Genomic DNA, 24,442 nt, shown 5'->3' on the forward strand with positions numbered 1-24,442 from the left:
CTGAAGTTATCCTGACGTTTTACAGGCTTTGTATTAAGAAACTATTAAGCCTGTGAGATATTATTTTTACAGGTGAGAGAGTCACTTCAGGGTAGAGAGATAATGAGAACAGCTATATAAGAGATCAGCGCAATTACCCATTCTTTATTTTACTGACAGCATTTTACATATTTAACAGATTATCCTCAGGAAAAAGGGCTGGAATACCAGCCCTTGTTTGTGTTAATCCCAGCTCAGGATAACTTTCCCGGACTGGCCCGAACGCATGGCGTCAAAGCCCTTCTGGAAATCATCGATAGAGAAACGATGGGTAATGATCGGCGAAAGATCGAGGCCAGACTGAATCAGCGCCGCCATCTTGTACCAGGTTTCAAACATCTCACGACCGTAAATACCTTTAATGAACAATCCTTTAAAGATCACTTTGGTCCAGTCGATAGACATATCAGACGGTGGAATACCCAGCATCGCAATACGACCGCCGTGGTTCATGGTGTCGAGCATGGTACGAAACGCTGGCGGCGCACCGGACATTTCCAGACCGACATCAAAGCCTTCGGTCATGCCCAGTTCTGCCATCACATCATTGAGGTTCTCTTTAGCGACGTTAACCGCACGGGTGATACCCATTTTACGCGCCAACTCAAGGCGGTATTCGTTAACATCAGTAATCACCACGTTACGTGCACCAACGTGTTTCGCCACCGCCGCCGCCATAATACCAATCGGGCCTGCACCAGAGACCAGCACATCCTCGCCCACCAGATCAAACGACAGCGCGGTATGCACGGCGTTACCGAAGGGATCAAAAATGGAAGCCAGATCATCGGAGATATTGTCAGGGATTTTGAAGGCGTTGAACGCCGGAATCACCAGATACTCGGCGAAGCAGCCCGGACGGTTAACACCGACGCCGATCGTGTTGCGGCACAGATGGGTACGACCGCCACGACAGTTGCGACAGTGACCGCAGGTGATATGGCCTTCGCCAGAAACGCGATCGCCAATCTTGAAGCCTTTCACTTCCTGACCAATACCTACCACTTCACCGACATATTCATGGCCCACGACCATCGGCACCGGGATAGTTTTTTGCGACCACTCATCCCAGTTATAGATGTGAACGTCAGTCCCGCAGATGGCTGTTTTACGGATTTTAATCAGCAGATCGTTATGCCCGAGTTCCGGTACAGGAACGTCGGTCATCCAGATGCCCTCTTCCGCTTTCAGTTTGGATAACGCTTTCATCTCACATCCTCAGGCGATAACGCCCAGTTGTTTACCAATACGCGTGAATGCTTCTACTGCACGCGTAATTTGCTCAGGGGTATGCGCCGCAGACATCTGGGTACGAATACGCGCCTGACCTTTCGGAACGACCGGATAGAAGAAACCGGTGACGTAAATCCCCTCTTTTTGCAGCTCACGAGCAAATTTCTGCGCTACTACCGCATCGCCAAGCATGACCGGAATAATGGCGTGATCGGCTCCCGCCAGGGTAAAGCCCGCCGCCGACATTTGCTCACGGAACTGACGCGCGTTCGCCCACAGACGGTCACGCAGCTCGCTACCCGCTTCGACCATCTCCAGCACTTTGATGGAAGCGGCAACAATGGCCGGTGCCAGCGAGTTGGAGAACAGGTACGGACGAGAACGCTGGCGCAGCCACTCAACCACTTCTTTGCGCGCCGCGGTATAACCACCAGAAGCCCCGCCCAGCGCTTTACCAAGCGTACCGGTGATAATATCGACCCGGCCCATCACATCGCAGTATTCATGGGAACCACGACCATTTTCACCGACAAAACCGACCGCGTGGGAGTCGTCTACCATCACCAGGGCATCGTATTTATCTGCCAGATCGCAAACGCCCTTCAGGTTGGCAATCACGCCGTCCATTGAGAACACACCATCGGTGGCAATCAGCACATGACGCGCACCGGCTTCACGCGCTTCTTTCAGACGTGCTTCCAGCTCCTGCATATCGTTGTTGGCATAACGATAGCGTTTAGCTTTGCACAGACGCACACCATCAATAATAGACGCGTGGTTCAGTGCGTCGGAGATAATGGCGTCTTCCGCGCCCAACAGCGTTTCGAACAGGCCACCGTTAGCATCAAAGCAGGAAGAGTAGAGAATCGCATCTTCCATCCCCAGGAAGGCCGCCAGTTTTTGTTCAAGCTCTTTATGGCTGTCCTGAGTGCCGCAAATAAAACGCACCGAAGCCATGCCGAAACCGTGAGAATCCATTCCCGCCTTTGCCGCCGCAATCAGATCCGGATGATTCGCCAGTCCGAGATAGTTATTGGCACAAAAGTTAATGACGTGGCTTCCATCAGCCACAGTGATATCTGCTTGCTGCGCAGACGTAATAATGCGCTCTTCTTTAAACAACCCTTCCGCCCGTGCGGTTTCCAGATCGTTGGTTAACTGCTGATAAAATTCTCCACGCATTGCGATTCTCCAGACAGGGCAAATTCCAGCACATATTACCCAAACTTATAGGTCGCGACGAGATGACGCGTTAACACTTCTGCAAAATTCAGGATAAATAACGTCCATCAATCTCACTTTTGGCGAATGGCTGAAGCCAACGCCGTGTAGTGATATGATAGAAGCATTCGTGTCTGAGATTGTCTCTGACTCCATAATTCGAAGGTTACAGTTATGATCATCGTTACCGGCGGCGCGGGCTTTATCGGCAGCAACATCGTTAAAGCCCTGAATGACAAAGGCATCACCGATATTCTGGTGGTGGATAACCTGAAAGACGGCACCAAGTTTGTGAACCTGGTGGATCTGGATATCGCGGACTATATGGATAAGGAAGACTTCCTGATCCAGATTATGGCTGGCGAAGAGTTCGGCGATGTCGAAGCGATTTTCCACGAAGGTGCGTGCTCTTCCACCACCGAGTGGGACGGCAAGTATATGATGGATAACAACTATCAATACTCCAAAGAGCTGCTGCACTACTGCCTGGAGCGCGAAATCCCGTTCCTGTACGCTTCTTCTGCAGCCACTTACGGCGGTCGCACCTCCGACTTTATTGAATCCCGCGAATATGAAAAACCGTTGAATGTCTACGGTTACTCAAAATTCCTGTTTGATGAATATGTTCGCCAAATCCTGCCGGAAGCCAACTCGCAGATTGTTGGCTTCCGCTATTTCAACGTTTATGGACCGCGTGAAGGCCATAAAGGCAGCATGGCGAGCGTCGCTTTCCATCTCAACACTCAGCTTAACAACGGTGAATCACCGAAGCTGTTCGAAGGTAGCGAGAACTTCAAACGTGACTTCGTCTATGTGGGCGACGTGGCAGATGTAAACCTGTGGTTCCTGGAAAATGGCGTTTCCGGCATCTTCAACCTCGGTACTGGTCGTGCGGAATCCTTCCAGGCGGTAGCCGATGCAACGCTTGCTTATCACAAGAAAGGCCAGATCGAATACATTCCGTTCCCGGATAAACTGAAAGGCCGCTATCAGGCGTTCACGCAGGCAGATCTGACGAATCTGCGCGCGGCGGGTTATGACAAACCGTTCAAAACCGTTGCCGAAGGCGTAACGGAATATATGGCCTGGCTGAATCGCGACGCATAAGAGCTCTGCATGAAAATACTGGTGATCGGCCCGTCTTGGGTTGGCGACATGATGATGTCGCAAAGTCTCTATCGCACGCTCCAGGCGCGCTATCCCCAGGCGATAATCGATGTGATGGCACCGGCATGGTGCCGTCCATTATTATCGCGGATGCCGGAAGTTAACGAAGCTATCCCTATGCCTCTCGGTCACGGAGCGCTGGAAATCGGCGAACGCCGCAAACTGGGTCATAGCCTGCGTGAAAAGCGCTACGACCGCGCCTACATCTTACCCAACTCCTTCAAATCTGCATTAGTGCCTTTCTTCGCGGGTATTCCTCATCGCACCGGCTGGCGCGGCGAGATGCGCTACGGTTTACTCAACGATGTACGTGTGCTCGATAAAGAAGCCTGGCCGCTAATGGTGGAACGCTATGTCGCGCTGGCCTATGACAAAGGCGTTATGCGCACAGCACAAGATCTGCCGCAACCATTGTTATGGCCGCAGTTGCAGGTGAGCGAAGGTGAAAAATCATATACCTGTAATCAATTTTCGCTTTCATCAGAACGTCCGATGATTGGCTTTTGCCCGGGTGCGGAGTTTGGTCCGGCAAAACGCTGGCCACACTACCACTATGCAGAACTGGCAAAGCAACTGATTGATGAAGGTTATCAGGTGGTTCTGTTTGGCTCGGCGAAAGATCATGAAGCGGGCAATGAGATTCTTGCCGCTTTAAATACCGAGCAGCAGGCATGGTGCCGGAACCTGGCAGGGGAAACACAGCTTGATCAAGCGGTTATCCTGATTGCAGCCTGTAAAGCCATTGTCACTAACGATTCTGGCCTGATGCACGTTGCGGCGGCGCTCAATCGTCCGCTGGTTGCCTTGTATGGTCCGAGTAGCCCGGACTTCACACCGCCGCTATCCCATAAAGCACGCGTGATCCGCCTGATTACCGGCTATCACAAAGTGCGTAAAGGTGACGCTGCGGAGGGTTATCACCAGAGCTTGATCGACATTACTCCCCAGCGCGTACTGGAAGAACTCAACGCGCTATTGTTACAAGAGGAAACCTGACGGATGCGGGTTTTGATCGTTAAAACATCGTCGATGGGCGATGTTCTCCATACGCTGCCCGCACTCACTGATGCCCAGCAGGCAATCCCAGGGATTAAGTTTGACTGGGTGGTGGAAGAAGGGTTCGCACAGATTCCTTCCTGGCACGCCGCCGTTGAGCGAGTTATTCCTGTGGCAATACGTCGCTGGCGTAAAGCCTGGTTCTCGGCCCCCATAAAAGCTGAACGGAAAGCGTTTCGTGAAGCGCTACAAGCAGAGAACTATGACGCAGTTATCGACGCTCAGGGGCTGGTAAAAAGCGCGGCGCTGGTGACGCGTCTGGCGCATGGCGTAAAGCATGGAATGGACTGGCAAACCGCTCGCGAACCTTTAGCCAGCCTGTTTTACAATCGTAAGCATCATATTGCAAAACAGCAGCACGCCGTAGAACGCACCCGCGAACTGTTTGCCAAAAGTCTGGGCTATAGCAAACCGCAAACCCAGGGCGATTATGCTATTGCACAGCATTTCTTGACGAACCTGCCTACAGATGCTGGCGAATATGCCGTATTTCTTCATGCGACGACCCGTGATGATAAACACTGGCCGGAAGAACACTGGCGAGATTTGATTGGTTTACTGGCAGATTCAGGAATACGGATTAAACTTCCGTGGGGCGCGCCGCATGAGGAAGAACGGGCGAAACGACTGGCGGAAGGATTTGCTTATGTTGAAGTATTGCCGAAGATGAGTCTGGAAGGCGTTGCCCGCGTGCTGGCTGGGGCTAAATTTGTAGTGTCGGTGGATACGGGGTTAAGCCATTTAACGGCGGCACTGGATAGACCGAATATCACGGTTTATGGACCAACCGATCCGGGATTAATTGGCGGATATGGGAAGAATCAGGTGGTTTGTAGGGCTCCGCTAATGAATTTAAATAATTTAGAAGCAGCGGCTGTTTATAAAAAAATCACATTAATTTAATAAATAGTAAGTGGGCATTATACCCACTTACTTAGTCAACGCTTTTATTATTGTGGTTCATTTTTACTCAAAAACGATATAGACAGGAAGAGGCACACAATCCACGATGCCGGTATTGGTTTAGCATGTGTAATGACATCACTAATGCCAAATAACATAATAGAAGCAGGGAAAACCAAGAGTATATATTTTTTCTCTCGTATACAGTAATAGATCATTGCAACATAGAACATAATAAGAACAAGAAGACCAATTTTTCCTTTCGTGGAAAGAGATTCCACAATTTCGTTATGCATATGTACATCAAGGAATAATAAAGCTCCACTATAAATATTATTTTCTGCACTTAATGCTTTTATCTTTTCAGCACGCTGCTCAAGAGATTGCCAATTAAAACCATCAGGACTTCCTTTAATTCCTGCATTAACCATTGCAAAACGTGCTCCGACCGAGGATTGACTGTTATTTTTTGTAGCATATGAAATAACATCAGCTTTTAATGAATTAATTCGCCTATCAATTTCCTTATTAAATATCAAACCACAAGCAAGTAGCAATATAAAAACACCACTCAATCCTTTAAATAAAAACACTTTTTGATCACGATGCTGAAGAAATAATATGACCATAATCATAAGTGGGAATGTGAAAATTGCCGCACGCGTTCCTGTCATCATTACTGCTGCAAAGCTTAAAGCAAAGTTAGCATAAAATAGAAACCATTTATATTTCGATTGCATTTTTATGAATACAATTGAAGAATATAAAGTTGTAAATGTAATCACATAAGCCGCAATAGTCGCTGCCCCCATCTGACCAATATTCCCATTCATGGCGGAGAGGGGAATGCGGTCTGCATGCAAATATATCCCTTGATAATATGCTCTACATAGCATGATTATTTGAACTAAGATAGCTGAAATAAAATGTAGTTTTTCATTTTGCCTGAATTTATTTTTACTTAGTAATAAAAATGTCAACGAGCTAAATACTAATAGTTTTCCAGACTCAAGGTAGCCTCGATAAGCATTTCTATATACTACATCTTCTGTTTTATAAAATTCATACCATATAAGGTTCATTGCACCCAAAAGAAGTAAACCAAGAATTAATATAATGACATTTTTATTATAATTGTGCTTTTTATTTACAATTAATAAGAAAAGAGAAAATGCACCTGTCGCATTAATTATTTTAGTGGTGATATTAAGATCAATTGGCACAAACAACAAACCGATTAAATACAATAAAAAAATAAAATTACAGCTATTATTTCGAAATTGCTCAATTTTTACTTCCACGTTAATATCTCACAACAAATTGAAATTAACAATCTCATTTCAAAAGAGAAAAAAAAGCCACCTTTATCCAGGAGCGTATAAACTTCATTCTTTTCTGAAGCCTTGTTCTAGGTTGTTTTTTTTCCGATGTTAATAGCCTTTCACTTTCAAGATGACTATTAAACTCATTTAAAATAGGATGTAATATTATTTCGTCTAAATAAAACTCTTTTATAATATTATGTTGATGCATTAACTTCCAGCTATCAGCTCGATAGGTGCCATAATCCTTTGTCAATTTGAGCAACTTTTGTGCCATATCTTTATTCATCAAATATGAACATGTACGACGAATTTTATTTTTATTGAAATTAACACGCCGAAAAGTACAAGTACTTACCTTAACTTTACTAAAAAGGCTTTGCCCCAATACCGGATAATCATGTAATCCTTTCTGTCCTCCAAGCAAATACAAATTATTATGTTTTAACTTGTCTTTTTCAGGAAGATTAAAATATTGCAGAAATTTTTTAAATTTCTCATTGACGATAACATCATCCTCGAGAATGACTGCCCATTCTATATTTTTATCTATCATATCCTTATATATAAGCTGATGACTTAATGTACAAGCAATTTCTCCATCAGTCATTTCTGCGCCGACACCACTTAATCTCATTTTATCAATAATTTCTTTATTTTGAGGGTCTTTAGCATCTATGGCATCAAAAAAATCAAAATTAATATTTAATCGATGAAAAACATCATTTATTTTATTTCTTCGCTCAATATCTCTTTTAAGTGAGACAATATAAATGGGCAAGTTCATTAAAAAATCTCAGGGTGATTAATCTTAATAATTATTTGGAAAAATGCTTACGCGCTATTTTCTTACTATAATAGAGCATGAAATAGTAAAATGAAGATGCAATATTACCATTTCTTTTCAAATGTCTGGATTTCACTTGATACTGCTTTTCATTCGTGGCTGGAATAAACGCCACATCATTCCAGCAAGAAGCCTGATAAGCCTCATTAAAATACTTCTGGCAGGGATAATTCGTCCAGTCGTTCCAGGGCTTCGTTACGCCAACATAATGAATCAGCTTAGTATCATCGGTAATGGTCTTTTTATAATCTTCATCGCTTTTATTTTTTAACTCATAGTCAATGCCATAAAAGCAATCATAATCGCCGCTAATAAAAATACAATGACCAAAGAACAGAATATTTAAAATATCCTGATCAAGGCATTTATACTTCGTATGCTGCGGGTCACTTGCCAGCATAGCAATGGCTTTATTCATAAAATCATTTTTCGCCCATGCTTCAAGCTGCAGATATACTACACCGGCGTTGAAATAATTACCTGGAAGTCCCTCTATAGCCAGACGCTTCGCTGGTTTTTCCTGCATAAAAGGCACATCTTTAATAACAGCTGCGAACTTATCGCCATCAAAATTAATATCAAGCAATCCAGCTAATGAGCCTTTACAGATGACATCAGCATCGATATATAACAGATTTTCAATAACTTCACTCAGATACTGGAACGCAACTAAACGGAAGAATGTTGCATAAGACCACTGTTTCAGGCTGGGGAAGATATCAATAAAGGCACTGGAGACTTTATAAATTCTTACTTCAACGTTAGCATTTTTGCTGGTAAAAGCGTTAACACGTTGTAGATAATCTTCATCAATGTAGTCGGTAAAGAGATGAAACTTAACCGCAAGGTCCGGGTTATGCATAATAACTGATTGCATAGATACTGCCGCACCAAATAAAAAGTTGCGGTCAATACCGTAAGCGATATTTAACACACGATCGGTGTTAGTAATTTTCCCAGAGACAGTGACTTCAGTAATACTCTCAGCTAATAAATCCATGTTGGTTCCGTTTTGACTGTGTGGTTTACGCTTTGCCTTTTAATTTTTTAATAAATTTGCGTAGTTTGGTTCTGTAGATTACTGAATAGTAGCCATAATCTTTTATTTCGTTGGCAATACCCAGGTGACGTTCCATGGCCAGACGATCACGAGCTTTACGCTCTGCCGTACAGCTTTTACCGGATAGGTCAATTATCCTGACACCATCTTTACTAACGATAAAGTTACCCCGGTGTGGGTCGCCCGATAGCATATTTAAGGCATGCAATTTTTCCATTGAAGCCTTAATTTCTGCTTTAACATTTTCTGGAATAATCGGCATATCATTGAGCTCTACGCCCTCGACATACTCGATAAGCATGATAAAAACACTGGCATAGTTGAAAAATTTACGCTCAGCCAGAAAATAAAAATCATTAGGAAAAGTAAGACCTGCACTTCTGACACGATCGGTTTCAACGATCAAATTCTGATAGTAGTCACCTTTTACAAAAGATTTAAAAAAACGTTCATTCCTTTTCGTTTTCGGAGCAAAGACTTTAAAAACATAGCGACCATATTTCGTATCAATCAACGATACTTTGGTATCATCAATATTACGTAATACTTTTACTGTTTTAAAATTATAGGCCAGTATTTCATCAAAGATTTCTTTATATTTATTATCATTATCTTTGTAATAAAATGAGAAGCCGCGATAACGTATACTTGTAATCATAAGAGTAATTTATTTCTTAAGCTTGTACTTAATTAATGAAGTTATGCCTTTTATATACTCACCATGGGCAAACAGATGCTTATATTGTTTCTGCATTTCTGCAACAGTCCGCGCCTCTTTAAGAGGATATTTCTTCCAGGGAGATTGTTCACGCGCGATATTAAAGTATGATGCAGACGGATATCCAGCCCAGCTATGCCATGGTTTAGTTATCCCTGTATAGTGAATCAACACTGTTTTATCGGTAATGGTTTGCTGATACTTTCGATGACTACGATCATAAAGTTCGTTTTTCAGGGTATAAATAGTATCAAAATCCTTCGCAAGGTAGATATTATTCATATTAAATGCGATATTCAACGCATCCTGATCTAAATATTTAAGAGAGCCATATTTAGTTTCCCCTCGTAAAAGTTTGAGTAAATACGGTGTCAAATTTGCTTCATGCCATTTTTTAAGATTGACATAGATAACGCCTGCATTGAAATAACGTCCATTCATTTCGGGAATGTTGAGGCGTTTTGCACATGCCGCCTGAGTACTATCATTGTCAGGAATGACCGCAGCAAACTCATCTTTAAATATAATTTCTGTGAGAGGTTTCAGGCTTCCTTTACAAACAACATCGGCATCCAGATACAGCAGTGTGGAAATACTTTCACTCAGATATTCAAAAGACAATACCCTGAAGTATGTCGCGTACGACCAAAACTGTGACGTCGGCAGATCAGCAAAGTATTTGGGGTCAATTAAATATACAATAATTGAGGTATTAAATTGTTTTGCTGTTTCATTAAATGACTTTAAATAATCATCATCCACATAATCAGTGAAAACATGAAAGACAAAATTAATATCTGAATTATTAATCAAAACGGAAGAAATTGAAACGCCAGCACCATACAAAAAATTCTTATCGATACCGTAGGAAACATTTAGCTCTGGGGCGTTTTCTTTTTTATTATCTGCTAAATACGAAAACCGTTCTTTTATAAATTCATTCATTTAACTTTTCTCAATTTCATTTTATTATCTTTAAATAAAAATAATAAATATAATTCATTATCCCGTTAATTGGTTTATTTTGTTTAAAATTATGCTTGGCGCAATAACGAGCATAGTTTGAGTTAACTGGCCGCATTAACGGTTCATTTTTCCAGGGCGATGCTTCTTTGGCTTTGATAAAAGGTTGCGCACTTGGATAACCGGCCCAGTAATGCCAGGGTTTTGTCGGGCCGACATAATGAATTAATACGGTTTCATCATTAATTGGACAAACAAATGATTTTTTTAATTCATAATTTAAACTAAATTGCGTATTGTATTTAGCATCAATGAATTTAACTTTCCCTAACAGGATAAGATTAAGGATATCTTGATCCATATAGGTTAAACGGGAAACGATGGCTTTATCAGCAAGCATCGACATCGCTTTAGCAGAAACGGACTCCTGCGCCCACGCTAGTGTATTAATTAACAGGACACCTGAATTAAAGTAACCCTTTTCAAGTTCATTACACTGCAGACTTTGACCCCGTAACGACCACCAGTTAGCATCGCGTTCAGTAACAACAGCAGCAACGTTATTGGCAAGATCCATTGTTATCAGCGGCTTTAAGTTTCCCTGACAGGCGATATCAGCATCCAGGTAAAGGATCTTATCTTGTTGATCAATAAAGTAATCTGCAATTACAAAACGGAAATACATGGCAATAGACCAATTTTTGGTCGTCGGTAATGCCTTAAGCCGTTCACAATTTACTAGATGGATCTGGATACAGGTACGATAGCTTTTCGCCAATTGGGCTAAACGCTGGATATCGGCTTCAGGGATAGCATCAATAAAAACGTGGAAAACAAAACTCACGTCGTTGTTATGTAACAAAACTGACGTGATTGAAACACCACAACCAAAAAGAAAGTTTTTATCAATGCCATAAGAAACATGGAATGATGATGCCACTGACGCCGCTGGCCTTTCATCGAAGATGATTGTCTTATTGATCATCTCTTGTGGATTAAAATAGTGGGCACTCATATTTCTCTCCGGAAATTACAACGATTTTCTAATCGTTCTTTCCCTGATTTTTGTGGCTTTTGCTTCTGCTTGCGACAGCAGCCCTTGTTCCTGCTTGAGAATGTCTTTAAGCGGGGCGACAAAATACTCTTTCATAAACCGCCAGATATCCCGCTGAGTCAGGCTAATATTCATCGAAGAAAAATAAAGCCCTATAAGATCTTTATCGCGCCAACGACGTGGAACGCGCGTGCGAAGCTGCGCCCGGTGCAGGTCAATTACCGAAATTTTTAACTCCTCTTCCTTACCGGAAAAAGGCAAGTGCAGCAGGAAATGACAGATATAACAGTCACGGTGGTTAATGCCCGCAGCATGCATATCGCGCACCATCGTCGCGACACGCTTAATAAGCATACGCTTTACGCGAACATCTGGAGGGTTAGTCGCCCAGTCAGCACAGTAATCTTCCAGACTTATGGTTGGTGTCAGATCTTCGGTAATAATAAATGAAGTTCTGGTAAGCGGATTCATGCCTTTTTCGCCAAATGCCACCCCATACATAGTATCAACGCCGACATCCCGCAGTCGATGAATCGCATTCCATTCGCGGTCTGCGCCTAATACTGGCATCCGCAATGAGAGTAAATTTTTGATTATCTCTTTCAGGGTCGTGCCGCGATGCCATTTGAGAAAATAGCTTTTGCCCGCCATTTCAAAGCGCAGAGTGCGGCGAGTTTCCAGTTCACGAAAAACCTCACCCTGCAAGGTTTTAACTTCCTCAAAAGGATCTTTACCACGCCATAACGTGGCAAACGGCTCTTTAAGTTCAACCATCCAGACCACCCGTTATGATATCCGCCGCTTTTTCTGGCAGACTGTATAAATCTTGTGTATCAGCATAATGTCGCGCATTTTCCGCCCAGGCCTGGCGCAATGAAGATTGCGTTAACGCTTTGCGTAAAATCTCATTCAATGTTTCCTGGCGGAATGGCTCAGCAATAGCCTCGCCGCAATTGGCGTCAACAATATAATGCGCATAGCCACAAACGGCTGTCGTTAGTACCGGTAATCCTGCAGTAATCGCTTCCAGCAGCACAATTCCCGCCGCTTCCTGGTAGGCAGGATGCAGTAATAAATCCGCCGCCGCCATTAATTCCGAGACATCGTTGCGCCCCGAGAAGAAGTGAACATTACTGCGCACGCCGCGTTTTTCTGCCAGCGCCTCAAATTTTCGCGGTTTATCCTGCCCAACAACATATAGCAATGTGTTGTGGCGCAGCGAATCCGGTAACGAAGCAAGTGCTTCAATGGAACGATCGACACCTTTACGCGTGAAGTCTGAACCGACCTGCAACAATAAATATTGTTGTTCGGTTATTCCATTCTTCTTACGGAAGATTTCACGGCTATTAGCTGGCTGCTGGCTATATTTACGATCAGGATAAATCCCCGGTGGCAGAATATGAAAACGCTCCGCTTCAGTCTGATAATGTTTCTGGAAATCGGCGATTTGCTTATCTGTCAGCATCAGCAGCTGTGTCGGCTTGCCCTGTTCGAAGGTTGCCCGCTCAAAGGCGGCATAATGGCGATAACGTGACGTCAAGCGATAGAAAAAGCCTTTTTCCTGCGCTACTTTCTCGGCATAACAAACATCAGCGGCATAATAAACGTCCAGCCCCGGCATTTTGTTGAATCCAACGACTTTATCGACGGGATGTTCGCGTAAATGTTTTTGCACCCAGGCAAAATACTCCGCATTGCGCCCGTGATTGGTATGCGATTTAACCGGCACTTTGATCAGTTCAAATACATCAGGGCATTCGCCTTCCCACGACTGGGCATAAACCCGAACATGATGACCTCGGGCGGCGACTGTCTGAGCAATACGCATAAAATCGCGCTGCAAACCGCCAAAGGGAAAATATTTATATAAACAAAAAGCAACGATCATAACGACGTACCTGTCGTGGAGGAGGGCAGTAATTTATCGACAGCAGCAATGACATCTGCCGCCGGAATAACCGAAAGATACATCTCATTTCGGTCACGCTGATCGCGCGTTGGCATTTCCCGGTAATCTCCCGCCCAGAATTGAATCATGTTATTTGACCAGGGACGCCAGAAAATATGGTCTGTCGCACCAAACAGCGATATCAGCGGCGTATTAACTGCAGCGGCAATATGCGCCGGTGCGGAATCAACGCCAATAAACAGCTGCGCATGATCGATTAACGCACCAAGTTCCGGGAAGGTCACCTTTCCGGCCAGCGCCGTTACTGGTGCCGTCTGGCATCCCTGGGCAATTTCATTGACGCAGGCCAGATCGTCTTTATCTGGGCCGGACGTCAGAACGACTTCATAACCACGAGCATGTAAGGCATCAATCACAGCGGAAAACTTGACGTTGTCCCAACATTTGAAGATTTGCCGCGCCGTAGGTTGGATAACCACATAATTTTGTCCAACACCAGCGTGATCAAGTTCGCGACGCATACGTTTCCAGCTTGCAGGCGGGTAACTCATGGTTGTCTGCTTCACCAACGATTCAAGTCCCAATGGCGACAGCACGGATAAGTTACTTTCCACCACATTTCCACCCTGTAACGGCACCAAATGAGTGAAACTATTACGCCAAAAAGCAGACTGCCGATGATGATAATCCTGGGAAATTTTCACACGGGCATTTAATAAGCGAACCAGTATAGCAACCATCCATTGATCGGTAAGATTAACGATAAGGTCATACTTATTGGCACGTAATACCTTGATGAGATAAAAAAAGTTGGCAATTTTTTCTGCGGCTTTTGCTTTTTTATTTTTTATGCCGTAGAGCGCGTTAATCTCTGGATTTTCAGACAGGATCGGGATGGTGTCCTGATAAAGCAGCACATCGATTTTTGCGTCAGGGTAATTTTTTTTCAGCGAACTAATGACGGGAGTAGTTAATAACATATCCCCATGAAAACGCATCTTAATGAGCAAAATTCTTCGAAATGGCTTATCCACAAGTAACTCTTTTTGTTGAGATTATCCGATTAAGGTGAAGCAGAAAAAGCACGCTACCGCCCCAGGCTCAACAGCTACCTGAATACTGATACCGCACTGATATTGACGCGCTAGTGTATCACTTCTTTCGCGGCAATCCGACCCGAATGATTTTTAAGCACATTGTTGATTTTCAATAAAGAAATCAATCAAATAAAATCATTAGCAACCATATTCTTTCACTGTTGCTCTGCGATTCCTTCCTGCACGTACTGCAGAAATCAATGAATCGCATAAAAATACAAAAAAAGTATAGATGTTCAGCAAGAATTGGCGGGTAAATTGCTATTTAAGTCAAAAACGGGAAAAGTAATGGTAAAGCCACAGCTAAATACATAGAATCCCCAGCACATCCATAAGTCAGCTATTTACTATGCTCGAATTGCTTTACACCGCCCTTCTCTACCTTATTCAGCCGCTGATCTGGATACGGCTCTGGGTGCGCGGACGTAAGGCTCCGGCCTATCGAAAACGCTGGGGTGAACGTTACGGTTTTTACCGCCATCCGCTAAAACCAGGCGGCATCATGCTGCACTCCGTCTCCGTCGGTGAAACTCTGGCGGCGATCCCGTTGGTGCGCGCGCTGCGTCATCGTTATCCTGATTTACCGATTACCGTTACAACCATGACGCCAACTGGTTCGGAGCGCGTACAATCGGCTTTCGGGAAGGATGTTCAGCACGTTTATCTGCCGTATGACCTGCCCGATGCACTTAATCGTTTCCTGAATAAAGTCGACCCTAAACTGGTGTTGATTATGGAAACCGAACTATGGCCTAACCTGATTGCGGCGCTACATAAACGTAAAATTCCGCTGGTGATCGCTAACGCGCGACTCTCTGCCCGCTCGGCCGCAGGTTATGCCAAACTGGGCAAATTCGTCCGTCGCTTGCTGCGTCGTATTACGCTGATTGCTGCGCAAAATGAAGAAGATGGTGCACGTTTTGTATCACTGGGCGCAAAAAATAATCAGGTGACCGTTACCGGTAGCCTGAAATTCGATATTTCTGTAACGCCGCAACTGGCTGCTAAAGCAGTGACGCTGCGCCGCCAGTGGGCACCACACCGCCCGGTATGGATTGCCACCAGCACTCACGAAGGCGAAGAGAGTGTGGTGATCGCCGCACATCAGGCATTGTTACAGCAATTCCCGAATTTATTGCTCATCCTGGTACCCCGTCATCCGGAACGCTTCCCGGATGCGATTAACCTTGTCCGCCAGGCTGGACTAAGCTATATCACACGCTCTTCAGGGGAAGTCCCCTCCACCAGCACGCAGGTTGTGGTTGGCGATACGATGGGCGAGTTGATGTTACTGTACGGTATTGCCGATCTCGCCTTTGTTGGCGGTTCACTGGTTGAACGTGGTGGGCATAATCCGCTGGAAGCTGCCGCACACGCTATTCCGGTATTGATGGGGCCGCATACTTTTAACTTTAAAGACATTTGCGCGCGGCTGGAGCAGGCAAGCGGGCTGATTACCGTTACCGATGCCACTACGCTTGCAAAAGAGGTTTCCTCTTTACTCACCGACGCCGATTACCGTAGTTTCTATGGCCGTCATGCCGTTGAAGTACTGTATCAAAACCAGGGCGCGCTACAGCGTCTGCTTCAACTGCTGGAACCTTACCTGCCACCGAAAACGCATTGAGGTTGTTATGCAAAAACGGGCGATTTATCCGGGTACTTTCGATCCCATTACCAATGGTCATATCGATATCGTGACGCGCGCCACGCAAATGTTCGATCACGTTATTCTGGCGATTGCCGCCAGCCCCAGTAAAAAACCGATGTTTACCCTGGAAGAGCGTGTGGCGCTGGCACAGCAGGCAACCGCGCATCTGGGGAACGTGGAAGTGGTCGGGTTTAGTGATTTGATGGCGAACTTCGCCCGCAATCAACACGCTACGGTGCTGATTCGTGGCCTGCGTGCGGTGGCGGATTTTGAATATGAAATGCAGCTGGCGCATATGAATCGCCACTTAATGCCGGAACTGGAAAGTGTGTTTCTGATGCCGTCGAAAGAGTGGTCGTTTATCTCTTCATCCCTGGTGAAAGAGGTGGCGCGCCATCAGGGCGATGTCACCCATTTCCTGCCGGAGAATGTCCATCAGGCGCTGATGGCGAAGTTAGCGTAGCGTTTATGCCGGATGGTATGCCATCCGGCGCGCATGAATTACTTCTGGCACTGCCGACAATAAAACGTTGCCCGCTGCGCATGTTTAGTCGCCACAATCGGCGTACCGCACACCCGACACGGCTCGCCTTTTCGCCCGTAAACCTGCAATTCTTGAGCGAAATAGCCCGGTTTACCGTCGCTTTGCAGAAAATCTTTCAGCGTTGTACCGCCCTGCTCAATCGAACGCAGCAACACCGCTTTAATCACCTGAGTTAACAATTCACACTCTGCCAGCGACAGTGATGACGCCAGCCGATCCGGATGGATCCCCGCCGCAAACAGAGATTCGCTGGCATAGATATTCCCTACGCCTACCACCAGCTTGTTATCCATCAGCCACGGTTTAATCGCCGTTTTTTTCTTCGCGCACTTCTGATGCAGGTACTCACCGTTGAAATCGTCGCTAAGCGGCTCCGGTCCAAGATGGGCCAGCACATTATGCCCTTCCAGCTCTTTGGTCCACAGCCAGGCACCAAAGCGGCGCGGATCGGTGTAGCGCAGCACTTTACCGTTGCTCATCACCAAATCAACATGGTCATGCTTTTCAGGGGGAAATTCTTCTGGAAGGATGCGCAGGCTGCCAGACATCCCCAAATGAATGATAATCCAGCCCTCCGGCAGCTCCAGCAGCAGATATTTAGCCCGCCGCTGCACGCTAAGCACTGGTTGATCACTTAATCGGTAAATCTCTTCTGAAACCGGCCAGCGCAAGCGTCCGTTGCGCACCACCGCATGAAGAATGGTTGCACCAACGAGATGCGGTTCTATGCCGCGACGGCTGGTTTCAACTTCGGGTAATTCAGGCATAGCATCTCCAGGAATGAACAGATGCAGTCAATATGGGGGCAAGCAGATAACAAAAAACCCCGCCGGAGCGAGGTTTTTTGTTACATCAAAGCGAGAATTATTTGATTTTCGCTTCTTTGTAGATCACGTGCTGGCGAACAACTGGATCGAATTTTTTCAGTTCCAGTTTTTCCGGCTTAGTACGTTTGTTCTTCGTAGTGGTATAGAAGTGACCAGTACCAGCAGAAGAAACCAGCTTGATTTTCTCACGAATACCTTTAGCCATGATTTATTTCCTCTAAGTACTTAGTACTTTTCGCCACGGGCACGCAGTTCAGCCAGAACTGTATCGATGCCTTTTTTATCGATTACACGCATACCTTTAGCAGATACGCGCAGGGTGACAAAACGCTTCTCGCTCTCAACCCAGAAACGGTGAGAGTGCAGGTTCGGCAGGAAACGGCGTTTAGTCGCGTTCAGTGCGTGGGAACGGTTGTTACCGGTCACCGGACGCTTGCCAGTAACTTGGCAGACTCGGGACATGTCTATTCTCCAAAAATCAAATTAGCTCGAGCTTCGTATGGGGTATTGGCGCCTCGTCAGGCTTTACAGCCCGGTCATCGCAGTTCTATGTGAACTCTCGATTGCCAGGCCCAAATGCCAAACCCGAGATTCTCAAAGGTGGCGTAGTATACGCTGACTCAGCGATGTGCTCAAGTCCCGAACAGACAAAGATCCCGAAGGATCGCGCATAGCGGGTTAAATCCAGCCGCGTTCGGCAAAAGAAACATACTCTCCACGCCCAATCACGATATGGTCGAGCACGCGTAAATCCATGAACTGACAACTCTTTATTATCCGTTCAGTAATGAGTTTATCCGCTTTACTGGGTTCAGCACAACCCGAAGGGTGATTATGTGCAAGGATCAGCGCCGAGGCGTTTATTTTTATCGCTTCGCGGATAATTTCCCGAGGATGGACTTCAACATGGTTTAGCGTGCCGGAAAAAAGACGGCTATGCGTTATAACCCGGTGTTGTGAGTCGAGAAAGATCACCATAAAGATCTCCCGCTCCTCACCCGTGAGCTGGCTTTGTAAAAATTCCCGCGTCATCTCCGGGCTGAGTAAAGGGCTTTCTTCACGCATCCGCACGTTGTAGTAACGCCGCGCCAGTTCAGCAATCCCCTTTAACTGGGCAAATTTCGCCACGCCAATTCCATGAACACCACTAAATTGTTCATATTCAGAGGTTAACAAGCCATAAAGAGAGCCGAAATTCTCCAGCATCTCTTTTGCCAGGGTTAATACATCTTTACCGCGCGTTCCGGTACGCAGAAATAGCGCCAGCAGCTCGACATCAGTTAAGGCGCTAATACCAAACTTCAGCATTTTTTCGCGCGGCATCAACAGCTGTGCATTGTTTTTCACCTTCACCTCCTTTGTGGTGCTCGCATCCTGTCATAGCCGTTCCGTTAAATCGACGGCCAGTTTTCAATCCAGGAAAGCGCCTCGCAAAGTGATTCTCAGGTGAAGGCACGACAACAAAAGTATTGTGATAAAATCGCCAACTTCTGGTGTCACCCAACAGGAAAAATCATCATGAGCCTGGCCGGTAAAAAAATCGTTCTCGGCGTTAGCGGCGGTATTGCTGCCTATAAAACCCCTGAACTGGTGCGTCGTTTGCGCGATCGCGGGGCCGACGTCCGCGTAGCCATGACCGAAGCGGCAAAAGCCTTTATCACCCCACTTAGCTTGCAGGCGGTTTCTGGTTATCCCGTTTCCGACAGTCTGCTGGACCCGGCAGCCGAAGCCGCTATGGGCCATATTGAGCTGGGTAAATGGGCTGATTTAGTGATTCTCGCCCCTGCCACGGCAGATTTGATTGCCCGTGTTGCTGCCGGAATGGCGAATGATCTGGTATCGACGATTTGTCTGGCCACACCTGCGCCTGTAGCCGTGCTCCCCGCCATGAACCAGCAGATGTACCGTGCCGCTGCCACGCAGCATAATTTAGAGGTGCTTGCTTCCCGTGGTTTGCTTATCTGGGGGCCAGACAGTGGCAGTCAGGCTTGTGGTGATATCGGCCCTGGGCGAATGCTCGATCCGTTAACCATTGTTGATATGGCGGTAGCGCATTTTTCGCCCGTCAACGACCTGAAACATCTGAACATTATGATTACCGCCGGCCCGACGCGTGAACCGCTCGATCCGGTGCGTTATATCTCTAATCACAGCTCCGGCAAGATGGGTTTTGCTATCGCCGCCGCCGCTGCCCGTCGTGGCGCGAACGTCACGCTGGTATCAGGTCCGGTTTCACTACCGACGCCACCGTTTGTTAAACGTGTTGATGTGATGACCGCGCTGGAAATGGAAGCGGCCGTGAATGCTTCTGTACAGCAGCAAAATATTTTTATCGGCTGTGCCGCCGTGGCGGATTATCGCGCAGCTACCGTGGCCCCAGAGAAAATCAAAAAGCAGGCCACGCAGGGTGATGAATTAACAATAAAAATGGTTAAAAACCCCGATATCGTCGCAGGCGTTGCCGCACTAAAAGACCATCGACCCTACGTCGTTGGATTTGCCGCCGAAACAAATAATGTGGAAGAATACGCCCGGCAAAAACGTATCCGTAAAAACCTTGATCTGATCTGCGCGAACGATGTTTCCCAGCCAACTCAAGGATTTAACAGCGACAACAACGCATTACACCTTTTCTGGCAGGACGGAGATAAAGTCTTACCGCTTGAGCGCAAAGAGCTCCTTGGCCAATTATTACTCGACGAGATCGTGACCCGTTATGATGAAAAAAATCGACGTTAAGATTCTGGACCCGCGCGTTGGGAAGGAATTTCCGCTCCCGACTTATGCCACCTCTGGCTCTGCCGGACTTGACCTGCGTGCCTGTCTCGACGACGCCGTAGAACTGGCTCCGGGTGACACTACGCTGGTTCCGACCGGGCTGGCGATTCATATTGCCGATCCTTCACTGGCGGCAATGATGCTGCCGCGCTCCGGATTGGGACATAAGCACGGTATCGTGCTTGGTAACCTGGTAGGATTGATCGATTCTGACTATCAGGGCCAGTTGATGATTTCCGTGTGGAACCGTGGTCAGGACAGCTTCACCATTCAACCTGGCGAACGCATCGCCCAGATGATTTTTGTTCCGGTAGTACAGGCTGAATTTAATCTGGTGGAAGATTTCGACGCCACCGACCGCGGTGAAGGCGGCTTTGGTCACTCTGGTCGTCAGTAACACATACGCATCCGAATAACGTCATAACATAGCCGCAAACATTTCGTTTGCGGTCATAGCGTGGGTGCCGCCTGGCAAGTGCTTATTTTCAGGGGTATTTTGTAACATGGCAGAAAAACAAACTGCGAAAAGGAACCGTCGCGAGGAAATACTTCAGTCTCTGGCGCTGATGCTGGAATCCAGCGATGGAAGCCAACGTATCACGACGGCAAAACTGGCCGCCTCTGTCGGCGTTTCCGAAGCGGCACTGTATCGCCACTTCCCCAGTAAGACCCGCATGTTCGATAGCCTGATTGAGTTTATCGAAGATAGCCTGATTACTCGCATCAATCTGATTCTGAAAGATGAGAAGGACACCACAGCGCGCCTGCGTCTGATTGTGTTGCTGCTTCTCGGTTTTGGTGAGCGTAATCCTGGCCTGACCCGCATCCTCACTGGTCATGCACTAATGTTTGAACAGGATCGCCTGCAAGGGCGCATCAACCAGCTGTTCGAGCGTATTGAAGCGCAGTTGCGTCAGGTATTGCGCGAAAAGAGAATGCGTGAGGGTGAAGGTTACACCACCGATGAAACCCTGCTGGCAAGCCAGATCCTGGCCTTCTGTGAAGGTATGCTGTCACGCTTTGTCCGCAGCGAGTTTAAATACCGCCCGACGGATGATTTTGACGCCCGCTGGCCGCTAATTGCCGCACAGTTGCAGTAATATGACGCCGGATGACTTTTCATCCGGCGAGTTTCTTTAAACGCCGAACTCTTCGCGATAGGCCTTAACCGCCGCCAGATGTTCCGCCATTTCCGGCTTCTCTTCCAGGTAAGCAATCAGGTCTTTCAGGGTGATGATAGAGATCACTTTGCAGTTGTAATCACGCTCAACTTCCTGAATTGCCGAAATCTCGCCGCGCCCCCGTTCCTGACGATCGAGCGAAATCAATACGCCAGCAAGCGTCGCGCCATTGGCCTGAATAATTTCCATCGACTCGCGAATCGCCGTTCCGGCGGTGATCACATCATCCACCAGCATTACGCGTCCTTGTAACGCGCTACCGACCAGATTGCCACCTTCACCATGGTCTTTTGCTTCTTTGCGGTTAAAGCAGTACGGCAGGTCCAGGTCATGATGCTCCGCCAGCGCCACGGCAGTTGTGGTGGCAATCGGGATCCCTTTGTAAGCAGGGCCAAACAGCAGATCGAACTCAATGCCGGAATCCACCAATGCTTCAGCGTAAAAACGGCCTAACAGTGCCAGATCGCGCCCGGTATTAAACAGCCCGGCGTTGAAGAAATAGGGGCTTTTGCGCCCGGACTTCAGCGTAAACTCGCCAAACTTTAACACCTGCTTGCTAAGCGCAAATTCAATAAACTGGCGCTGATATGGTTTCATGCCTTCGCTCCTCATCTTACTTTTCTACAGACAAAAAAAAGGCGACTCATCAGTCGCCTTAAAAATCAGTTTGCCAGCGCCGCCTTCTGCGTCGCTACAATGGATTCGATTCCCCCTCGGGCCAGCGCCAACAAGGTGAGTAACTCTTCATGGGTGAACGGCTCGCCTTCTGCCGTCCCCTGCACTTCAATGATGCGCCCGTCTTCGGTCATCACTACGTTCATGTCGGTCTCTGCGGCTGAGTCTTCAACGTATTCCAGATCGCAAACCGCTTCGCCGTTCACAATTCCGACAGAAACTGCGGCTACCATCCCTTTCATCGGGTTGGTTTTCAGCTTGCCGTTTTCCACCAGCTTCTGTAGCGCATCTGCCAGCGCCACGCAGGCACCCGTAATCGACGCGGTACGCGTGCCACCATCGGCCTGAAGCACGTCGCAGTCCAGCGTAATAGTGAACTCACCCAGCGCTTTCAAATCTACTGCCGCGCGAAGAGCACGGGCGATCAGACGCTGGATTTCCATTGTGCGTCCACCCTGCTTACCTTTCGCTGCTTCACGCGCGTTACGGGTGTGGGTAGAACGTGGCAGCATGCCGTACTCTGCGGTGATCCAGCCCTGGCCCTGACCTTTCAGGAAGCGCGGCACGCCTTCTTCAATAGAGGCGGTACACAATACTTTGGTATCGCCAAATTCGACCAGCACCGAGCCTTCTGCATGTTTTGTATAGTTACGAGTCAGGGTAACGGGACGCACCTGATTATTGCTACGGCCTGCTGGACGCATATTGAAATCTCCGGCTTGAAACAAATGTGGCTGCGCATTATACGGACTTCCGGCGGTTATTCCTATCCTGACAAGGCATCGATGGCTATAATCCTTCCACCTCTCCTTTTATAAACAGGAACGTCTATGATCCGCAGTATGACCGCCTACGCCCGGCGTGAAATCAAGGGTGAATGGGGGAGCGCAACCTGGGAAATGCGCTCGGTAAACCAGCGTTATCTGGAAACTTACTTTCGTCTGCCGGAGCAGTTCCGTAGCCTTGAACCTGTCGTTCGCGAGCGTATTCGTTCTCGCCTGACGCGCGGTAAAGTGGAATGTACCCTGCGTTATGAGCCAGATGTTAGCGCACAAGGTGAGCTGATCCTCAACGAAAAACTGGCTAAACAGCTGGTAACTGCCGCGAACTGGGTAAAAATGCAGAGTGACGAAGGGGAAATCAACCCGGTTGATATTCTGCGCTGGCCGGGCGTGATGGCAGCCCAGGAGCAGGATCTCGACGCGATTGCTGCTGAAATTCTCGCGGCGCTGGATGGTACGCTGGACGACTTTATCATCGCACGTGAAACCGAAGGTCAGGCGCTGAAAGCATTGATCGAGCAGCGTCTGGAAGGCGTCACCGCCGAAGTGGTCAAAGTCCGCGCCCATATGCCGGAAATCCTGCAATGGCAGCGTGAGCGTCTGGTCGCGAAGCTGGAAGATGCTCAGGTGCAACTGGAAAACAACCGTCTGGAGCAGGAGTTGGTTCTGCTGGCACAACGAATTGACGTTGCCGAAGAACTGGACCGCCTCGAAGCGCATGTCAAAGAGACCTACAACATTCTGAAGAAAAAAGAAGCGGTTGGTCGTCGTCTGGACTTTATGATGCAGGAGTTCAACCGCGAGTCGAACACTCTAGCGTCGAAATCTATCAATGCCGAAGTGACGAATTCTGCCATCGAGCTGAAAGTGTTGATTGAGCAGATGCGCGAGCAGATCCAGAACATTGAATAACTCGTAACGCCAATTCTTCCTTTTCAGCCTTCACAAATGCCGCCCACTCAAACAGAGCGGCATTTTTCCTCCCCGCAACATTCAATTCTGTTTTGCGTGCCTGCTCCAGATTTTGCGATGTTTTTTTGCCCAGCGCAGTGAGAAGGTGAGATACTCACAACTGTATATAAACACAGTTGTAAACTTACTTTCCTTGCAATCGATATCACATGGAGTGGGCAATGAACGAACATCATCAACCTTTTGAAGAAATACGGCATTATGGCACTGAAGGGCAAGAATTTTGGTCAGCGAGAGAATTGGCACCGTTACTGGATTATCGGGACTGGCGCAATTTTCAAAAGGTACTGGCCCGCGCGACTCAAGCGTGCGAAGCCAGTAATCAAGCTGCATCTGACCATTTCGTTGAAACCACCAAAATGGTTGTATTAAGTTGCCGACCCCGCAGGTCAGCATCAAGCAATTGGAAAACAGTGTAAAAATTACAGAGAAGAAATAGC

Annotated in this window: 26 protein-coding genes and 2 pseudogenes; 11 read left to right on the top strand and 17 right to left on the bottom strand. The window is 47.0% G+C overall.

Annotation, left to right across the window (positions count from 1 at the left end; genetic code table 11):
• Positions 1-222 precede the first annotated feature (222 nt).
• Positions 223-1,248 carry an L-threonine 3-dehydrogenase gene (tdh, locus tag ACJHX3_RS09870; RefSeq protein ID WP_000646014.1) on the bottom strand — a complete coding sequence of 342 codons (1,026 nt, stop codon included), beginning with the start codon at positions 1,246-1,248 and terminating at the stop codon, positions 223-225.
• A gap of 9 nt (positions 1,249-1,257) precedes the next feature.
• The gene (gene kbl / locus ACJHX3_RS09875) at positions 1,258-2,454 is read right to left on the bottom strand and encodes a glycine C-acetyltransferase (protein WP_001213834.1); all 1,197 of its coding nucleotides are present in this window, start codon (positions 2,452-2,454) and stop codon (positions 1,258-1,260) included.
• 213 nt (positions 2,455-2,667) lie between these two features.
• On the opposite strand from kbl, the gene rfaD reads away from it, so the two are divergent.
• From rfaD to rfaC, 3 genes are read left to right on the top strand one after another with little or no spacing between them, the layout of a single operon-like run.
• Positions 2,668-3,600, top strand: a complete 933-nt coding sequence (gene rfaD / locus ACJHX3_RS09880; RefSeq protein ID WP_000587750.1) for an ADP-glyceromanno-heptose 6-epimerase — start codon at positions 2,668-2,670, stop codon at positions 3,598-3,600.
• Positions 3,601-3,609: 9 nt separating this feature from the next.
• Complete coding sequence (gene rfaF / locus ACJHX3_RS09885; RefSeq protein WP_000699214.1) at positions 3,610-4,656, top strand: ADP-heptose--LPS heptosyltransferase RfaF; 1,047 nt, start codon at positions 3,610-3,612, stop codon at positions 4,654-4,656.
• Between the two features lie 3 nt (positions 4,657-4,659).
• Positions 4,660-5,619: a lipopolysaccharide heptosyltransferase RfaC gene (gene rfaC / locus ACJHX3_RS09890; protein ID WP_001264578.1), complete on the top strand. Its 960-nt coding sequence runs from the start codon at positions 4,660-4,662 to the stop codon at positions 5,617-5,619.
• Between the two features lie 47 nt (positions 5,620-5,666).
• Here the strand turns inward: rfaC and ACJHX3_RS09895 are convergent, their stop codons facing one another.
• From ACJHX3_RS09895 to rfaQ, 9 genes are read right to left on the bottom strand one after another with little or no spacing between them, the layout of a single operon-like run.
• Complete coding sequence (locus ACJHX3_RS09895; protein ID WP_000453196.1) at positions 5,667-6,920, bottom strand: O-antigen ligase family protein; 1,254 nt, start codon at positions 6,918-6,920, stop codon at positions 5,667-5,669.
• A 34-nt stretch (positions 6,921-6,954) separates the two neighbouring features.
• Entirely contained in the window at positions 6,955-7,728 is a 774-nt protein-coding gene (locus tag ACJHX3_RS09900; RefSeq protein WP_001052917.1) for a glycosyltransferase family 25 protein, read from the bottom strand.
• Positions 7,729-7,759: 31 nt separating this feature from the next.
• Positions 7,760-8,788 carry a UDP-galactose--(galactosyl) LPS alpha1,2-galactosyltransferase gene (locus tag ACJHX3_RS09905; RefSeq protein ID WP_000364807.1) on the bottom strand — a complete coding sequence of 343 codons (1,029 nt, stop codon included), beginning with the start codon at positions 8,786-8,788 and terminating at the stop codon, positions 7,760-7,762.
• Positions 8,789-8,813: 25 nt separating this feature from the next.
• Positions 8,814-9,506 (bottom strand): lipopolysaccharide core heptose(II) kinase RfaY, encoded by a 693-nt coding sequence (gene rfaY, locus ACJHX3_RS09910; RefSeq protein WP_000633080.1) that lies wholly within the window; start codon positions 9,504-9,506, stop codon positions 8,814-8,816.
• 9 nt (positions 9,507-9,515) lie between these two features.
• On the bottom strand, positions 9,516-10,511 hold the full coding sequence (locus ACJHX3_RS09915; protein ID WP_001001720.1) for a glycosyltransferase family 8 protein: 996 nt from the start codon (positions 10,509-10,511) through the stop codon (positions 9,516-9,518).
• Between the two features lie 16 nt (positions 10,512-10,527).
• Positions 10,528-11,544, bottom strand: coding sequence for a lipopolysaccharide 3-alpha-galactosyltransferase (waaO, locus tag ACJHX3_RS09920; protein WP_001272745.1), 1,017 nt, complete (start codon positions 11,542-11,544; stop codon positions 10,528-10,530).
• A 15-nt stretch (positions 11,545-11,559) separates the two neighbouring features.
• Complete coding sequence (gene rfaP / locus ACJHX3_RS09925; RefSeq protein WP_001328023.1) at positions 11,560-12,357, bottom strand: lipopolysaccharide core heptose(I) kinase RfaP; 798 nt, start codon at positions 12,355-12,357, stop codon at positions 11,560-11,562.
• Positions 12,350-13,474 carry a glycosyltransferase family 4 protein gene (locus ACJHX3_RS09930; protein ID WP_024045033.1) on the bottom strand — a complete coding sequence of 375 codons (1,125 nt, stop codon included), beginning with the start codon at positions 13,472-13,474 and terminating at the stop codon, positions 12,350-12,352. The genes rfaP and ACJHX3_RS09930 overlap by 8 nt, the downstream gene beginning before the upstream one ends.
• A complete protein-coding gene (rfaQ, locus tag ACJHX3_RS09935; RefSeq protein ID WP_024045032.1) occupies positions 13,471-14,529 on the bottom strand; it encodes a lipopolysaccharide core heptosyltransferase RfaQ in 1,059 nt (352 codons plus the stop codon). Before rfaQ ends, ACJHX3_RS09930 begins: the two co-directional genes overlap by 4 nt.
• 412 nt (positions 14,530-14,941) lie before the next feature.
• On the opposite strand from rfaQ, the gene waaA reads away from it, so the two are divergent.
• Positions 14,942-16,219 carry a lipid IV(A) 3-deoxy-D-manno-octulosonic acid transferase gene (gene waaA, locus ACJHX3_RS09940; protein ID WP_000891574.1) on the top strand — a complete coding sequence of 426 codons (1,278 nt, stop codon included), beginning with the start codon at positions 14,942-14,944 and terminating at the stop codon, positions 16,217-16,219.
• 7 nt (positions 16,220-16,226) lie between these two features.
• The gene (gene coaD / locus ACJHX3_RS09945; protein WP_001171866.1) at positions 16,227-16,706 is read left to right on the top strand and encodes a pantetheine-phosphate adenylyltransferase; all 480 of its coding nucleotides are present in this window, start codon (positions 16,227-16,229) and stop codon (positions 16,704-16,706) included.
• Between the two features lie 38 nt (positions 16,707-16,744).
• On the opposite strand, the gene mutM is transcribed toward coaD, so the two are convergent.
• From mutM to radC, 4 genes are all read right to left on the bottom strand, one after another.
• A complete protein-coding gene (gene mutM / locus ACJHX3_RS09950; RefSeq protein ID WP_001114528.1) occupies positions 16,745-17,554 on the bottom strand; it encodes a bifunctional DNA-formamidopyrimidine glycosylase/DNA-(apurinic or apyrimidinic site) lyase in 810 nt (269 codons plus the stop codon).
• A gap of 97 nt (positions 17,555-17,651) precedes the next feature.
• Positions 17,652-17,819: a 50S ribosomal protein L33 gene (gene rpmG, locus ACJHX3_RS09955; RefSeq protein WP_001051798.1), complete on the bottom strand. Its 168-nt coding sequence runs from the start codon at positions 17,817-17,819 to the stop codon at positions 17,652-17,654.
• Positions 17,820-17,839: 20 nt separating this feature from the next.
• The gene (gene rpmB, locus ACJHX3_RS09960; protein ID WP_000091955.1) at positions 17,840-18,076 is read right to left on the bottom strand and encodes a 50S ribosomal protein L28; all 237 of its coding nucleotides are present in this window, start codon (positions 18,074-18,076) and stop codon (positions 17,840-17,842) included.
• Between the two features lie 216 nt (positions 18,077-18,292).
• Positions 18,293-18,961: a RadC family protein gene (gene radC, locus ACJHX3_RS09965; RefSeq protein ID WP_001297375.1), complete on the bottom strand. Its 669-nt coding sequence runs from the start codon at positions 18,959-18,961 to the stop codon at positions 18,293-18,295.
• A gap of 171 nt (positions 18,962-19,132) precedes the next feature.
• On the opposite strand from radC, the gene coaBC reads away from it, so the two are divergent.
• From coaBC to slmA, 3 genes are all read left to right on the top strand, one after another.
• Positions 19,133-20,353 carry a bifunctional phosphopantothenoylcysteine decarboxylase/phosphopantothenate--cysteine ligase CoaBC gene (gene coaBC, locus ACJHX3_RS09970; protein WP_000050139.1) on the top strand — a complete coding sequence of 407 codons (1,221 nt, stop codon included), beginning with the start codon at positions 19,133-19,135 and terminating at the stop codon, positions 20,351-20,353.
• Positions 20,331-20,789, top strand: coding sequence for a dUTP diphosphatase (gene dut, locus ACJHX3_RS09975; RefSeq protein WP_000976070.1), 459 nt, complete (start codon positions 20,331-20,333; stop codon positions 20,787-20,789). Before coaBC ends, dut begins: the two co-directional genes overlap by 23 nt.
• A 106-nt stretch (positions 20,790-20,895) precedes the next feature.
• Positions 20,896-21,492, top strand: a complete 597-nt coding sequence (slmA, locus tag ACJHX3_RS09980) for a nucleoid occlusion factor SlmA (protein ID WP_000818601.1) — start codon at positions 20,896-20,898, stop codon at positions 21,490-21,492.
• A 36-nt stretch (positions 21,493-21,528) separates the two neighbouring features.
• Here slmA and pyrE read toward each other — a convergent pair whose 3' ends face one another.
• Both pyrE and rph read right to left on the bottom strand, forming a co-directional pair.
• Positions 21,529-22,170, bottom strand: a complete 642-nt coding sequence (gene pyrE / locus ACJHX3_RS09985) for an orotate phosphoribosyltransferase (protein ID WP_000806177.1) — start codon at positions 22,168-22,170, stop codon at positions 21,529-21,531.
• Positions 22,171-22,235: 65 nt separating this feature from the next.
• Complete coding sequence (rph, locus tag ACJHX3_RS09990; protein WP_001247093.1) at positions 22,236-22,952, bottom strand: ribonuclease PH; 717 nt, start codon at positions 22,950-22,952, stop codon at positions 22,236-22,238.
• Between the two features lie 126 nt (positions 22,953-23,078).
• On the opposite strand from rph, the gene ACJHX3_RS09995 reads away from it, so the two are divergent.
• The 3 genes and pseudogenes from ACJHX3_RS09995 to ACJHX3_RS10005 all read left to right on the top strand — a co-directional run.
• Positions 23,079-23,942 (top strand): YicC/YloC family endoribonuclease, encoded by an 864-nt coding sequence (locus ACJHX3_RS09995; RefSeq protein ID WP_000621326.1) that lies wholly within the window; start codon positions 23,079-23,081, stop codon positions 23,940-23,942.
• A gap of 221 nt (positions 23,943-24,163) precedes the next feature.
• Positions 24,164-24,391: pseudogene (locus ACJHX3_RS10000) on the top strand (BRO family protein); the annotation flags it as partial.
• A pseudogene (locus ACJHX3_RS10005) lies at positions 24,373-24,441 on the top strand (DNA replication protein DnaD); the annotation flags it as partial. The pseudogenes ACJHX3_RS10000 and ACJHX3_RS10005, both read left to right, overlap by 19 nt.
• Position 24,442 lies beyond the last annotated feature (1 nt).

The sequence above is a fragment of the Escherichia sp. WS1265 genome (assembly GCF_046487585.1).
Classification (GTDB): domain Bacteria; phylum Pseudomonadota; class Gammaproteobacteria; order Enterobacterales; family Enterobacteriaceae; genus Escherichia; species Escherichia coli.